General features: G+C 44.4%; 13 protein-coding genes. 11 read left to right on the top strand and 2 right to left on the bottom strand.

Annotated features, from left to right (window positions below):
• Positions 1-7 precede the first annotated feature (7 nt).
• From BM202_RS16440 to BM202_RS16415, 6 genes are all read left to right on the top strand, one after another.
• A complete protein-coding gene (locus BM202_RS16440; RefSeq protein ID WP_245776685.1) occupies positions 8-1,693 on the top strand; it encodes an autotransporter outer membrane beta-barrel domain-containing protein in 1,686 nt (561 codons plus the stop codon).
• Positions 1,674-2,234, top strand: coding sequence for a T9SS type A sorting domain-containing protein (locus BM202_RS16435; RefSeq protein ID WP_245776684.1), 561 nt, complete (start codon positions 1,674-1,676; stop codon positions 2,232-2,234). Before BM202_RS16440 ends, BM202_RS16435 begins: the two co-directional genes overlap by 20 nt.
• Positions 2,235-2,401: 167 nt before the next feature.
• Entirely contained in the window at positions 2,402-3,943 is a 1,542-nt protein-coding gene (locus BM202_RS16430; protein ID WP_093827950.1) for a capsule assembly Wzi family protein, read from the top strand.
• Positions 3,944-4,192: 249 nt separating this feature from the next.
• Positions 4,193-5,572 (top strand): sugar transferase, encoded by a 1,380-nt coding sequence (locus tag BM202_RS16425; RefSeq protein WP_093827949.1) that lies wholly within the window; start codon positions 4,193-4,195, stop codon positions 5,570-5,572.
• A 161-nt stretch (positions 5,573-5,733) separates the two neighbouring features.
• Positions 5,734-6,984: a serine hydrolase domain-containing protein gene (locus BM202_RS16420; protein WP_093827947.1), complete on the top strand. Its 1,251-nt coding sequence runs from the start codon at positions 5,734-5,736 to the stop codon at positions 6,982-6,984.
• Positions 6,985-7,053: 69 nt separating this feature from the next.
• Positions 7,054-7,968 (top strand): alpha/beta hydrolase, encoded by a 915-nt coding sequence (locus BM202_RS16415; protein ID WP_093827945.1) that lies wholly within the window; start codon positions 7,054-7,056, stop codon positions 7,966-7,968.
• 167 nt (positions 7,969-8,135) lie between these two features.
• Here the strand turns inward: BM202_RS16415 and BM202_RS16410 are convergent, their stop codons facing one another.
• A complete protein-coding gene (locus tag BM202_RS16410) occupies positions 8,136-9,041 on the bottom strand; it encodes a prohibitin family protein (protein WP_093827943.1) in 906 nt (301 codons plus the stop codon).
• A gap of 311 nt (positions 9,042-9,352) precedes the next feature.
• Positions 9,353-9,796: a DUF1573 domain-containing protein gene (locus BM202_RS16405; RefSeq protein WP_093827941.1), complete on the bottom strand. Its 444-nt coding sequence runs from the start codon at positions 9,794-9,796 to the stop codon at positions 9,353-9,355.
• 242 nt (positions 9,797-10,038) lie between these two features.
• Here BM202_RS16405 and BM202_RS16400 point away from each other — a divergent pair, with 242 nt between their 5' ends.
• From BM202_RS16400 to BM202_RS16380, 5 genes are read left to right on the top strand one after another with little or no spacing between them, the layout of a single operon-like run.
• On the top strand, positions 10,039-12,444 hold the full coding sequence (locus BM202_RS16400; RefSeq protein WP_093827939.1) for an alpha-ketoacid dehydrogenase subunit alpha/beta: 2,406 nt from the start codon (positions 10,039-10,041) through the stop codon (positions 12,442-12,444).
• 57 nt (positions 12,445-12,501) lie between these two features.
• Positions 12,502-14,013, top strand: coding sequence for a 4Fe-4S dicluster domain-containing protein (locus BM202_RS16395; protein WP_093827937.1), 1,512 nt, complete (start codon positions 12,502-12,504; stop codon positions 14,011-14,013).
• 17 nt (positions 14,014-14,030) lie between these two features.
• Complete coding sequence (locus BM202_RS16390; protein ID WP_093827935.1) at positions 14,031-14,588, top strand: NADH-quinone oxidoreductase subunit J family protein; 558 nt, start codon at positions 14,031-14,033, stop codon at positions 14,586-14,588.
• Positions 14,575-14,886, top strand: a complete 312-nt coding sequence (gene nuoK / locus BM202_RS16385) for an NADH-quinone oxidoreductase subunit NuoK (protein WP_093827933.1) — start codon at positions 14,575-14,577, stop codon at positions 14,884-14,886. The genes BM202_RS16390 and nuoK overlap by 14 nt, the downstream gene beginning before the upstream one ends.
• 12 nt (positions 14,887-14,898) lie before the next feature.
• A complete protein-coding gene (locus BM202_RS16380; protein WP_093827931.1) occupies positions 14,899-15,507 on the top strand; it encodes a 2OG-Fe(II) oxygenase in 609 nt (202 codons plus the stop codon).
• Positions 15,508-15,557: the final 50 nt, after the last annotated feature.

Genomic DNA, 15,557 nt, shown 5'->3' with positions numbered 1-15,557 from the left:
TTATCATATGAAAAATAATATATACGTTCTTTTGATATTGTGGGTTCTAACATATACAACTGGTTGGGCCCAGACAAACTACGTTGCCACGACGCCTTCATCTACGCCTGGTTCCGATAATACAGTTATTGGTGTAGGAGCGGGTAATATGAATATGAGTGGGGCTAGCAATCTATTTATTGGCCGAGGTACGGGTACGTTGAATATGTCAGGTACGCAAAATGTTTTCTTGGGGGCATCCTCTGGAAATCAGAACTCATCTGGGCAGCAAAATTCTTTTTTAGGCTTTAGTTCAGGATATAGTAACTCGGGTGGAAGCAATAATACATTTCTAGGGGCATCAAGTGGTTTCACAAATTCCAGTGGATACAATAATGTGTTTACTGGCGACCGATCTGGCTATTTTAATACTAGTGGTCATCACAATGCTTTTTTTGGCTCGGGAGCTGGGTATACAAACCAGCAGGGTAATAATAATACATTCGCTGGTGCAGATGCTGGGGGAGGAAATACCAGTGGGTATGAAAATACTTTTATAGGGGCACTGTCCGGCTCATCAAATGGTACAGCTCCACAAAACACGTTCCTCGGAGCCTACACGGGTATTATTAATACTGGCCAATCCAATACGTTTATAGGTCATAGTGCAGGTAAGAATAATCAGTCTGGTAGTTATAATGTATTTTTGGGCTTTGCTGCAGGAACTAATAATACTACCGGTATAGGTAATCTATTTTTAGGACAGAGTGCGGGAAATAGTAATACAACAGGCAGCTATAATTTGTATATGGGTAATGTTGCTGGAGTTTCGACAACGACTGGATTAGGGAATACTGCTATTGGTGATGGCGCAGGGAACAACAACACTATTGGCAACAATAATACCAATATTGGACGATACGCTGGTTATAATATAACTACTGGCTCAAATAACACATTTATTGGTGTTGGTGCTTCTGCCCCAAAATCTGCCAGCGATATCAATAATTCAGTGGCAATCGGTTATAATGCGGAGGTTACTATATCAAATGCATTAATTCTTGGTAACAATCTTAATGTCGGTATTGGTACAACAGCTCCAGCTACCAAGTTGGAAGTCGTCTCAGGCGCATCTGGTGTTTCAGGGCTACGATTAACTAATTTAGGAACTACAGCAACAGCCCTTAATCAGACTAAGTTTTTAACAGTTAACAGTCAGGGTGATGTTGTTCTAGGCAGTATTAACGGTTCAGGTCGTGTGGGTGCTGAGACGGAAAGTTTGTGGCAAACAAATGGAGAAAACTTACAGAATATAAATGCTGGTGGAGTAGTAATTGGTCCAGGCGTTAGTAAGACCCCGGCAGGTTACCGTCTCTACGTCGCGGATGGGATTCTGACCGAAAAAGTGAAAGTGGCGGTGAAGAGTACTAATGATTGGAGTGATAAGGTGTTTGATCCAAGCTACCAACTCCGGAGCTTAAGTGAAGTAGAAAACTACATCAATCGTGAAAAACACCTGCCTGGTGTGTTATCAGCCGAAGAAGTTGTTAAAGAAGGAGTAGATGTTGGGAAAATGCAGGCGAAACTACTCGAAAAAGTGGAAGAGTTGACTTTATACGTCATTGCTCTAAAAAAGCAGAACGATGCACTGACGCAAAAAAGCAATAAATTGGAGCAACGCATCAACAAACTGAATGCTAAATCTCGTAAATAAGATGCGACTCCTACTAGTAATACTAGGGTGCTGTATAACGCTGATTAGCGTAGGACAGACGCCCCAACAATCGTTACGTGTTCAGATAAGCTACGAAAAAGCAGGTCACTATCTTGAACAGGCTGTAACAACTATAGACGCTGCTAATATAGTAAGTGCTTCGACAATAGTAGAATATAGAGCGGGAGGCTCAATTACGTTGTTGCCAGGATTTGAAGCTCGTACAGGTAGTACGTTCAGTGCTAATATTAAGCCAGTTTATATCGGTAAAGAAGGTGATACTCGCCTACAGCTTGCGGCCTTCCCAAACCCCTTTGAACATTCTACTACGATAGATTACTATTTACCGGCTGACGGCAAAGTAAATCTATGGATTACGGATACGCAGGGTAAAATTGTAGGTCAGTTGCTGCAGGACGAAAACCAGTCTGCAGGGCACCACAAGGTAGAATGGAAACCACAGTTTATATCTTCGGGCGTGTATATTCCTATTCTAGAAGCTAACCAGCAGAAAGCTGCCAGTCGAATTGTAAAGAAATAAATGTAATTAATATATACCTCGAAATGACCAATGCTAAATAGCATGGGTCATTTCTTTTAGCTATCTTTTATGTAAGTATATTTTAAAAAGATAAGTGACTTAGTGATAAAGATTAAATGAAGGTATTATTATTGTGAAATAGTTCTTCTCACTCTACCCGACATTCAATGCATACTTGCTCAAAGTCAGGTTTCTTATATGTATTTATTATTTTTATAGTTGCTTCTTCTTATTTACAAGCTCAGCCTATTCGTAAACCTACTCAATACTTCGCCGAAGTTGGTACTTATCTGTCTTCATCAACTGAAACACCGTTCTGGCTGAGAGCTAATCAGTATGGTATCGTTCCGAATAGATCACCTGTGGCGACGTTTCGAGCAGGTTTATATAGCGCTTATGACACCAATCGGTACAATAATGGCCGGTGGCGAGACTCTAAATTTGATGTCGGTTACGGGTTTAATGCAGTTGTCAATGGCACTCAGAACGGGCTATCTTATGAACACAACGTACTACTTCCTGAAGCCTATGTGAAAGTTCGACGGGGCATGTGGGAGCTTTACATTGGCCGTAGACGCGAGAAATTTGGCCTGGCTGACTCTGTATTATCTACAGGCTCATATGCTTGGTCAGGTAATGCAATGCCTGTCCCTAAAATTCAACTTTCGATCCCAACTTTCATGCCAATTGGGTTCACGAAAGGCTGGCTCGCCGTTCAGGGTACCTTCGCGCACGGCTATTTGGATGCAAATGGCTACATTGATAATACCATGCTGCATCAGAAGTCGCTGTATCTACGATTAGGGCGGCCACGAGACGTTGTTAGAGCTTACGGTGGGCTAAATCATCAAGTAGTATGGGGGGGGAGGGTAGCGGACCCTGCCAATGTGCCATCAACTATTCAAGCTGATGGTAAGTTGCCATCAGGCTTGCAGAATTACTGGTATGTAGTGTCTGCCCTTTATCCTAAACAGACTGATACCTCACAATATAACTATTTTGACTTGACCAATCGAGTTGGTAATCACCTCGGTTCGGTAGATGTGGCTATTGAGATTGACTTGGTAAGGCATATGCTTTACATATATCGGCAGAGTGTGTATGATGATGGATCGTTGTTTTTACTTACTAATGTTGTTGATGGCCTGAATGGCGTTCGAATACGTCGGAATGACCCCAATGCGATTGTTCGGGACATTTTGTTTGAATTTCTAAACACGACAAATCAGGGCGGTCCTGAATTTATAATTGACGATCCTCAACGTCGTGGTAAGGATGACTATTTTAATCACCAGCAATTTCGGGATGGTTGGGCTTATCGGCAACACACAATTGGTACACCGTTTATTCCACCTGCATTAGGGCCGAGGGATCAATATCCGTATGGTACGTTTACATCAAATAATCGGGTTTATGTATTCCATACGGGATTAGCAGGTAGTCTGCCTCTACATGGCCGTGCATTATCAGGGCCTATTGCTTATCAGATAAAACTGTCATACAGTCGTAACTTGGGTACATATAACTCCCCATATTCTCCAATCCGTACACAGTTTTCTGGCTATGCTAGCGTAGTAGCTCCTTTAAACGTTTTAGGCGGACTTCAGCTTACAGGAAATATTGCTGTTGACTCTGGCACACTTTATCAAAACAGTGTTGGTACATATATCAGCATACGAAAAATGTGGACTGCAAATCAAGCTAAATGAGTGCTTTGCTGTAAGGCAATCCAAAGTGAACTATAGCAGTATCTTTTTCTTTCAGAGGCAACTATATAATCTATCACCAAACATCTTGGAGATTTTATAGAACCGATGAAGCGGCTTTTATAAACGAAGATTTATCATTACTTTTCGGTCTAATTTCTAGGCTCTTAGTGAAACTAATTATCTTGAATGCGCTACTTTAGCGTTTAGGGTCTGTCTAACAATAGACATAGACAAGTAAATCGGGCAGATATGAGGCATCGCTATTCTATACTGTTTTTTCCACTTCATGTAATTGTTGATTCACTGAGCCTAAATGTAGCTTTTGTAGGGGCTTATCTGCTTAAATTTCAGACAATTGAGGGCGTTTCAACACCGCCTTATACCTCACTTTGGTTGCTCTTCAATCTGATCTGGCTGATTGAAGTTTTGATACTTAAACCTTATGTTTTCCCCCGACAATTATTTAAAGCTGGCCATCTCCTAAAAAAAATGTTGCTATTGACTGCTATTCATATAGCAGTTATTTCCATGTATTGGGTAGCTATCAGAGGCTATTATTACTCCAGGGAGCATTTAGTGATAACGTACGCTCTATTTCTAAGCTTGGGGGCGGCTCTTCGCATAGCAGGACTAGTTTTTTTGCGTGAATATAGAGCTCGGGGTTACAACACGCGGCGGTATGTTATTGTAGGCTATGGTAAATTGGCTGCTTCAATTCATAGTTTCTATGAGACACATCCTGAAATGGGCTTCCGATTTCATGGCTACTTTGATCAGCCCACGCCCGAAAATGTAGGACTAATCAAGGGAACTTATAACGAATTGTTAAGCTATGTAGAAAAGGAAAGTATAGACTGTATTTACTGTTGTTTGACGTATATGGATAATGACAGGCTAAAGGTTATTGCTGACCACGCAGAAGCTGGTAATTATCAGGTAAAGATATTGGTTGACTTCAGAGGATTTCTGGCGCGTGGGGCATCAGTGGAATATCATGATTTTTTGCCAGTGCTGAACCTTTCTTCACAAGTATTGTCAGATTTTCAGGTAAACATCTTCAAGCGGTCATTTGACATTCTGTTTTCCGTAGCGGCCCTTGGCTTGGGTATGCCCATATTTTTCCTTCTGGCGGCAATAACAAAGCTTACTTCGGCTGGTCCAACCTTTTATGCTCAGGAACGTATTGGACAAGGTGGTAAACCTTTTAAAATATACAAGTTCCGAAGTATGTATACGAATGCAGAACAGTCGGGCCCTGTTTTATCGGGTGGACTGCTTGATAACCGTATTACGCCGTGGGGGCGATTTATGCGACAAACTCGACTCGATGAAATACCTCAATTTTATAACGTACTAAAAGGGGATATGTCGGTAGTAGGGCCACGGCCGGAGAGGCAGTTTTTTATTGACCAGATTATTGAAATTGCTCCAGAGTACCGCTCTTTATTAGAAGTGAAGCCAGGTATTACCTCCATCGGGCAAATCAAATATGGATACGCGGCTAGTGTCGAAGAAATGGTGCAACGGTTGCGCTACGATCTGATCTATCCTAAACGCCGTTCATTCTTTTTTGATATGTGGATTATCGCTCAGACTCTTCGGGTGATGGCACAGGGACGTGGTAAATAAGTCTTATATAGTTATTGAACAGTTTCTCCTCAGAGCAAATACACTTTCTGACCATTAAAAAGCTTTCCCATTATTTAACGCATTGATCAGTTGGTTGCTGTTAAGCAATGTTTATTTTTGTGGAAGTTTGATTAAATCAAAAGTGAAATACGTGGGTGAGGATGGTGCGAATAAATAAAGCCTGTAGTTGGGTTAGTATACTAGTAGTTATAGGGTTAGGCTTCTCATGTGGGTCAAATTCCCAGACCGACTTGAACCGTTCGGCGAATGCATTGCGTAATTGTGCTGACGAACAGGCACTGACGGCCAATCAACAAACAAAAATTCGTCGGCAAATCAATGCTGATGAAAAGACTCGGCAGATCGAAGAGATTTTCCGCCAGAAGGTGCGAAGTGGCTTAAATGGCAACGTATTAGTTGCTCAAAAAGGGCTGGTTCTTTATAAACACTGTTTTGGGTTGGGGCATTTCGAGCGAAATCAACGTGATACGTTAGTTGATGACTCCAAGTTTCAGTTAGCCTCCCTGTCAAAGACATTTACCGCTGTTGGTACGCTAAAACTAATTGAAGCGGGCAAGTTATCTTTTGAAGATACCATCCAAAAGTTTTATCCAGATTTCCCATATCATGGTATCACCATTCGCGAATTGTTAAGTCACCGTAGTGGTTTACCAAATTATCAATATGCCTTCGACGATAGTATGAAGGTGAATTTCTATAAAAAAGAGAAGCCCTATCCATCCAACGCAACCATCATGCACTGGTTTGCCACGGTGAAACCAACGCCTAAAGCTTATAACATTCCGGGTCGAGGATTTAGTTACAGCAATACAAACTACATGGTGTTGGCTTCAATAATTGAGAAAGCAACTGGACAGAGTTACGAGACATTTATTCACAAAAATATCTTTGAGCCTCTGGGAATGCATCAAACATTCGTCGCCACAACCAAAAATGATTCGATCAATCATCACCGAACGGCCGGTTATCAATGGAATCGACGAATTCCCAAGGATTACTATGATGATGTCGTTGGCGATAAGGGAATTTATTCAACTACTGGTGATCTATTTCGGTGGTATCGCGCCCTGAATGGAGAATGTCTTTTGCAAAAAAAGAGCCTTGCTGAAGCATTTGTGCCACGTAGCTTTGAACGAAAGGGCGCTAAGAATTATGGATATGGCTTCCGAATGATGCTAAACGACCTCAATCAACCCGAATATATCTATCACTCTGGTTGGTGGAAAGGGTATAATTCAATGTTCTGGTTTAGTCCGAAAGATGAATATGTTATTATTATCCTCGGGAACAAATACAATACAACCGTTTATCGCGTAAAAGAACTTATTGATGTACTGCACGGTGGTACTAATGAAAAAATGTCGTCTGATGATGGAGAAGTAGAAATATGAGTAGAGCCGACCGGTTGGTCGGCTTTTTCCGTTTTAATACGTATCGGTTTCTCCGTTTGTCAGTAAATTATGCGCTTCTTGTTCATTACTATTTTTATTGCTATTGTGCTACCCCAAATCGCGTTATCGCAGGAAGTTATCAAGCTTTGGCCAGATGGGGCCATTCCAAATGCTATTGCTGGAGCGCAGATTACCGAAAAGTCAGAAACAGGAGGTGACATATTACGTGTCAGTAACGTATCGGTGCCTACAATTACGGCTTATTTGCCATCGAAGGAAAAAGCGACCGGAGCGGCTGTTATGATTTGTCCTGGGGGCGGCTATGCCCTTCTGGCTTCAGGACACGAAGGTGAAGAAGTGGCACAATGGTTTAATCGCATGGGCGTGGCTGCTTTTGTATTAAAATATCGTTTGCCAAACCCAGCTATTATGACGAACCAGCAGGAAGTCCCGTTGATGGACGCTATGCAAGGCATGGTCTTAATTCGACAGAATGCGGCTCGATACGGTATTAAATCTGATAAGATAGGCGTGATGGGTTTCTCCGCTGGTGGACATTTAGCCGCCACGCTTGCCACACACTATCACCGTGGCCCAAAAGCGAATGAACAGTCGAAACCCAATTTTGCTATTCTGCTTTATCCTGTAGTGACGTTCGGTGAAAAGGCGCATACAGGCTCTCGCGACAATTTATTGGGTACATTGAAAAATTCACCTGAACTAATAGCTTATTACTCTAATGAGTTACAGGTAACTAATCAAACACCGCCTACGTTTCTCGTTCATTCAGAGGATGATAAGTCTGTTCCCGTTGAAAATAGCATCAATTATTACCTGGCATGCTTAAAAAATGGCGTTCCAGCTGAGATGCATCTCTATCCAACTGGTGGGCATGGTTATGGATTGCGCACGGCAAAATTTGGCTCACTCACTACCTGGCCTGAAACTTGCAAAGCCTGGCTAATGGCGTTGACTTCACGTTAAATAGTAAGTGAGCGCGAAGATGTCTGCTAATCCAATACGTTCCCGAAATTCGAGGTTGAAAAAGGATGAGTGAAAAACAGATTTTGTCAAACCGATATGGCTTAATAAAACCTGTATTGACTATTTCTGTCTACATGGACTATTGTTAGCACATGATAGTCATGCCATTACTTATCATTCAGAATTAATGGTACGTTTCCGCGGCCGCCCATAATCACGATTTTGGCGTTAGGCGATGCTGCCAGTTCACGCTGGGCTTTAATCTGTTCGTATTGCAATTGCTTATCGCTTAGCCCTGTAGATAAAATTTTCTGGTAATCGGCTATGCCCTGGGCTTCTACTCGTTTCCGTTCGGCTTCCTGGCGTTCTTTTTGCAGCACAAACTGCATTTTTTGCGCATCCTGCTCGGCATTGATTTTTGATTCAATCGTCTTTTTGACGGATGCGGGTAAGTCAATATTTCGAATTAATAATTGCTCGAGCAGTAAACCCCGCTTTCGAAAGTCAGCCTCAATGGTTTTATAGATTCGAGTTTGAAATTCATCACGACGAGTTGAGTATAAGGCGATGGCATCATAATAAACTGCATTATCCCGAATGCGGGTACGTGTAATAGGACGCACAATCTTGTCCATATAATCTGGGCCGATTTCTCTGTAAATTCTAGGCGCATCGTCAGATACTACCCGGTAAAGTACCGTTAAATCGATCACAACTTCCAGACCATCAGCTGTTAAGACTCGTATCGCATCGTCGCCCGACCGCTGACCCTCGTCATGAGAGGCCGACATCGTGTAGTTTTGCGTTTTTATATCGAACTCAGTTACATTAGCTAACGGATTAACAAAGTTTAGTCCAGAGCCTAAAGCTCGGTCACTAACGTTGCCAAACAGCGATATAACCCCCACCTGACCGGCGTCTATTTGCCGCACGCCAGAGGTTAGAATGCCCATTAATAGTAAAATTACGCCAACTACTTTAGCTGGCCTGGAATAGCGCGAGAATGTCAGCGCAGGCGTATTAATGGCAAATCCGACGACAAGCGCCAAAATGCCAATGACAATAAAAAACATAGTTTAGGTAGAAAGGAGCTATCTACGTTACCTGGAAAAGCAACTCGACAACTGGTGAAATAAAACAGAAAAAATGCCGTGTTATCAGGAGAAAGATTTACCGGCGTTGGGGCGGAGTCATGAAGAGAATAAGTCAAAAGACACCATAAAACTAGATGATAATCAGGCCATAAAGAAACGATATCGTAAGAACGGATGCCGGGTTTGTCAATCGGTTGCCAAGCATGATGATAGAAATAAACGCACAAAAAAAAGGCATCTGGTAAACAACCAGATGCCTTTTTTAACTACACTATTAACCCTTCAAAAGCTTAGCGTGAAGTTTTTTTCTTGTCTTTAGATGCAGGTGCGCCAGTTGGGGCAGCCGCCGTTGCGGCTTCTTTCTGAGGAACTACTTCGCCCTTCAGATAGAGGACCGAACTACCACCTTCTGCATTGCTCGTTACCGTAACAGATTTGGTGAACTGGCCAGCCGAAGCAGCGTTGTAGGTAGCCGAAATTGAACCCGTTTTGCCTGGAAGTACGGGCTCACGCGAGAAACTTGGCTTGGTACAACCGCAGGAAGCTTGTGCATCGTTAATGATAACCGGATCGGTTCCTGTATTCTTGAATTCAAATACAAACGTTACTGGCTTTCCTTGTTCAACTTTGCCGAAGTCATGCGTTTCCTTAGCAAATTTCAGTACCCCTTTCTGGGCGTAGCCAACTGCGACAAACACAAATAAAGCTACGAAAAGTGAAAAAATCTTTTTCATCGGACTAAACGGAATTATGGTTTGATTGTTAAAATACTAAAAGTGATACACATATTCTGAGCAACCAGGTACCAATAAAAGCATTAGTTACCATTTGCCTAACAAAGAAACTCAAAAAATCGTTTTTTTGAAAGCTGTCTTGTTTTGCCTTACTTTTACTTTTGCTTAATCACTGGTGCAACTAGTGGTAGCTACTTCATCGATAAATAGATTGTTAGACGATTTCAACCCGTGGCTCTGTTGTGATAGCAAACGAACAACTCCGCTCGACTGATATTCTTAGTCGTGAAAAAATCCTATCGGACTACCGACTGGCTTTCGAGAGTCGACAGGTTAGTTTGTTAGGTCGGCGCGATGTAATGGGGGGGCGTGCTAAGTTCGGCATATTCGGCGACGGCAAGGAATTGGCGCAAATGGCAGCGGCTCATGCATTTGAAAGGGGTGATTTTCGATCAGGCTATTATCGTGACCAGACCTTTGTTGCGGCCTTAGGCGAACTACGCTGGTCAGAGTTTTTTGCCCAGTTATATGCCCACACCGATATTGAGGCCGATCCTAATACGGCAGGCCGGTCGATGAATGGGCACTATGCTACGCGATGGCTCGACGAGCAAGGATTATGGCGTAATCAGACCGAACTCTTTAATTCTGTTTGTGATATTTCTCCTACCGCTGGCCAGATTCCCCGCGCACTTGGGTTGGCCTATGCTTCAAAACTCTTCCGTGAAAATGTTGATCTTAGCGAATTAACTAAATTTTCACGTAATGGTAACGAGATAGTTTTTGCTACGATTGGTGACGCGTCGACCTCGCAGGGTATGTTTTGGGAGACGATGAATGCTGCGGGCGTGTTGCAAGTCCCACTGTTAACCTCAGTTTGGGATGATGGCTATGGCATATCAGTACCCGTCGAATATCAGACGGTTAAGGGTAGCATCTCGAAAGCCCTAGCTGGTTTCCAACGGGATGCCGACGATAAAGGATTTGAAATTTTTACTGTAAAGGGTTGGGACTACGTAGCACTACTGGAAACGTATCAGCAAGCCGCTCATATTTGTCGGACTGAACACGTTCCGGTTCTAGTTCATGTACAGGAGCTAACCCAGCCTCAAGGCCACTCATCTTCCGGTTCACACGAGCGCTATAAGTCGAAAGAACGGCTAGACTGGGAGGCTGAACATGATTGTAACCGGATTTTTCGGCAGTGGATTCTGGAAAACGGTTATGCTACCAACGAAGAACTGGAAGTCATTGAGGCAGAAGCAAAGCAGACGGCCAAAAAAGCGCGTCTTGACGCCTGGAATGCCTTTCAGGAATCTATGAAAAGCGATTTTGACGAAGCGATCAACTTACTCCAGCAAGCGGCCCGTCATAACGCTAAATCAGCCGAACTGATGGCGGTACGGGAAGAATTACGAAAAACCTTTACCCCTGTACGTCGTGATGCGGTTGCGGCCGTTCGTAAGGCGTTACGTATCATGCGAACGGATACGAGTGCGGCTCGTCAACGGTTGCAAGCTTGGCTGGATCGGACAAACGCCGAAAATAACGATCGCTATAATTCACATTTGTATAGTGAATCACCCGATTCGCCTATGCTAATTGAGGGCGTACCGGCACAATATACTGACGAAAGCGTGGCAGTTGATGGATACCTACTGCTTCAACGCTATTTTGATAATCTGTTTGCCCGCGACCCCCGTGTGGTGGCTCTGGGTGAAGACGTAGGGAAAATTGGCGATGTAAACCAGGGCTTTGCGGGTTTACAAGAAAAATACGGCGAAATACGTATTACAGATACTGGCATTCGGGAAACTACTATCATTGGGCAGGGTATTGGTTTGGCAATGCGCGGTTTACGTCCCATTGTCGAAATTCAGTACTTCGATTATGTCTATTATACCTTAGCGACGCTAACCGACGATCTGGCAACGCTGCTCTACCGAACAAAAGGTGGTCAAAAGGCGCCACTCATTATTCGAACACGCGGCCATCGCTTAGAAGGTATTTGGCATTCAGGTTCACCAATGGGAGCTATGCTCGGCAGTTTGCGGGGATTACACGTGCTAGTGCCACGTAACATGACCCAGGCCGCTGGTTTTTACAATACACTTATCAAAGGTGACGATCCTGCCTTGCTGATAGAGTCATTGAATGGATACCGCCTGAAGGAGTTATTGCCCGATAATCTCGCCGAATTCTATTTGCCTTTGGGTGTGCCGGAAACACTACGTTCCGGCTCCGATGTTACCGTGGTGACGTATGGTTCTATGTGCCGCCTTGTTATGGAAGCGGCTGCCCAACTGGCGCAGATGGGCATCAGTATTGAAGTGATTGATGTACAAACGTTGTTACCGTTCGACGTTCACCACAGTATTATTGAATCAATTAAAAAAACGAATCGGGTACTTTTTGCCGACGAAGATGTCCCCGGTGGTGCGTCAGCTTACATGATGCAGCAAGTTGTTGAGAAGCAAAATGCTTATCACTATCTGGATTCGGCGCCCCGTACATTATCCGCAAAAGCTCACCGCACACCTTATGGCTCTGATGGTGATTATTTTTCGAAACCAAACGTTGATGATATAATTGAAACGATCTATGCCATCATGAGCGAGGCTGAACCGGATCGTTTTCCCAAAATTTAGCGATGGAGCGAAAGAGTGTTTTTTGCGTAATTCCTTTCGCCCTTTCACTCTTTAAAAATGTCCTATTTTCAAGACATACAAGCTGGAATCAGAACAACCCTTAAGGGGCTGAGTCTGACACTAAGGCATATACGAAACGCAACGAAGCGCCGAACACCGGAGGGAGTGGCCAGTGAAAATTATTTTGATCTGCAAAACGGCTTGGTTACGCTTCAGTATCCGCATGAGCAACTGCCTATTCCCGATAATGGCCGTTATCAACTTCGTAATCAGATTGATGACTGCATTGTTTGCGATAAATGTGCTAAGGTTTGCCCCGTTGACTGCATAACCATTGATGCGATTAAAGCCACTGAAGAAGTAGGTCGTGCCTCTGATGGATCACCGATTCGATTGTATGCCGCTACGTTCGACATTGACATGGCCAAGTGCTGCTATTGCGGCCTTTGCACAGTAGTTTGTCCGACCGAATGCCTGACGATGGATAAGAAATTCGACTATAGCGAATTTGAGTTAGGCGCGTTGACCTACCATTTCTCGGATTTGACGCCCGAGCAGGCTGATGAAAAGCGGTCTTTGTACGAACAATTCCTTCAGGAGAAAGAAGCTGCTAAGATCGCAGCGAAAGCACAGGGAGTGGCCAAAGGCCCCGAATCGGCTCAACCAAGCAATGACATTCAGACGCCAGTTGAACCGGCAGTTAATCCTCCCCGCCCTGTGTTTCGACCAACGGCTAAGCCTGCGGCAAAAACACTCCCTGTAGAACCGGCTAACTCCGAAGGTTCAGCTATAGAACATCCGCTGACGGATGCGACACCCGAGGAAATGCAACATATTGCGCAGGGTGGTCTGGAAATAACGAAGCATCCGGTTTTTGAGCCTGCGCCAATGCCAACAACGCGGTTAACAGACGTACCGGCTGAAGGTCAAACAGGAAAAGAAATAGCACCGCCCGTAACGCCAAAGCCAAGCGCTCCACCAAAAGCGTTCCGGCCGAGCATGAAACCGAATGTGGTTGATCCACCAAAAACTCCCACAACTGAAGCCAACGCTGGTTCTGAATTGAGTCAAGAGCCGGGTCCGCCCAAACCACCTGTAAAACCCACGGGCTTCAGACCGACGATGAAGCCGCCTGTCGAAACGCCTGATCAGCCGAATACTACGGTAGAGAATGACGTACCAAAACCTAAACCGGCGTTTAAACCAACAATGAAACCGGCGGCAACGGAATCGGATGCGCCATCGGTTCCAGAAAGGCCAAAGCCAGCCGGTTTTCGACCGACCATGAAACCATCGGTAATAAAACCCGAGGAGGCTGTAACTGATACGTCGCCAACGTCCGAAGCGCCAAAACCCAAACCAGTGGCTTTTCGGCCGACGATGAAACCAGCCGCTGCGCCAAAGCCACCTGATGTGGTAAACCCAGAGCAAGAAACGAAGTTAGTTTCGGAGAAGAATGCCAGCAATCAGCCAGAGACACCGGTTGATGAACCTGTAAAGTCTACGAAACCCGCTTTTCGGCCAACGATGAAACCCAAAGCGAAACCGGATGACGATACGTCAGCCTAATTAAAAAAGACAAATCAGTGCTCCAACTTGCTTTTTATACGTTTTCTGCCCTGGCACTATTTGGCGCCCTGGCGGTCCTGTTTACTCGTAACGTACTCTACGCAGCTTTCTTTTTATTACTGACGTTACTCGGTGTAGCGGGGCTATTCGTGTTGGCAAGCGCCGACTTTCTGGCTGTTGCACAGATAATGATTTACGTCGGTGGTGTATTAGTGCTGGTGATTTTTGGCGTTATGCTTACCCACAAACCTGAGCTCCCGGCCAACACGAATAGCCAGCAACCCAATAAAATTGCATCGCTAAACAGAGCGGGCGCTCAGGCTAGCTGGGTGGTGGCCATATTGGTTGCCGGTTGTTTATTTATTGCCTTATACACCTTGCTGATACGGGCAAACTTTATTCTGCTCGATCGACCTGTTGGCTGGCAAAGCACAGTGAATACCATTGGTAAACAACTGATGACTGAATACGTAGTGCCGTTTGAAATTGCTGGAATCCTCTTGCTGGCCGCCCTGGTGGGGGCTACTTATTTGGCCTCTCTTCAACTTAAATCGTCCAGACATGCAGGCCGTTGATAGTCAGTTTTTTTTGTTCGTTGGCGCGGCTCTGTTTAGCATTGGGCTAGCTGTTGTCTTGCTAAAACGACATGCGATTGTTGTCTTGATGGGTGTTGAATTAATGCTCAACGCTGTCAATGTCAACCTTGTTGCGTTCAGCCAATATGATCCAGATCGGTTGCAAGGGCAAATGCTGGCTTTGTTTGTGATGGTTGTAGCCGCAGCGGAATCGGCAGTGGCGCTGGCAATTGTTTTGCAGGTGTATCGACACTTCCGTACGGCGCAGTTGGACGAACTGAACGAGTTAAAACAGTAATTTAGTTTTACCATGAATCCACTTTTTGAACCCATCATTGACGGAATTCTAGCCGATGGGTATGGAATTATGGATAATTTTCTGACACCCGATGAAATAATTGCTTTAGCCAGGCGTCTGCATGACCGTCGGGCAATGGGCCAGTTTCGAGCGGCTGGTATTGGTAATCAGAACGTAGTGGTTGAAAATGCGATCCGTGGTGACGAAATTTTGTGGTTGGATGAAGCTACTACTATATCCGCCGAACTGACTTTCCTGCAACGAATCCATGAATTTGTCGATTATGTCAACCAAACCTGTTATTTAGGTTTGCGGGATTACGAGTTTCACTACGCTGTATATCCGACGGGTACGTTCTATAAACGCCATCTGGACCAATTTCGTAGCGATTCACGCCGTAAGCTTTCAGTCATTTGTTACCTAAATACTGACTGGCAGGAGACTGATGGCGGACAACTAGCACTTTATCTTCCTAACCTAGATAAGACAGGCGAACGGCAAATTACCATTGCGCCACTGGGTGGTCGATTGGTCTGTTTCGAGAGTGCTCGCCTAGAACATGAAGTGTTGCCCGCTACCCGCGAACGGCTGAGCGTAACCGGCTGGCTAAAAACGGCATAAATGTGGTTTGTTTCCCTACGCTAGAATCGGGATATTTGCGCCTAGTTCAG

The organism is Spirosoma endophyticum (assembly GCF_900112365.1).
Classification (GTDB): Bacteria; Bacteroidota; Bacteroidia; order Cytophagales; family Spirosomataceae; genus Spirosoma; species Spirosoma endophyticum.
This window is presented reverse-complemented; position numbering and strand designations above follow the sequence as displayed.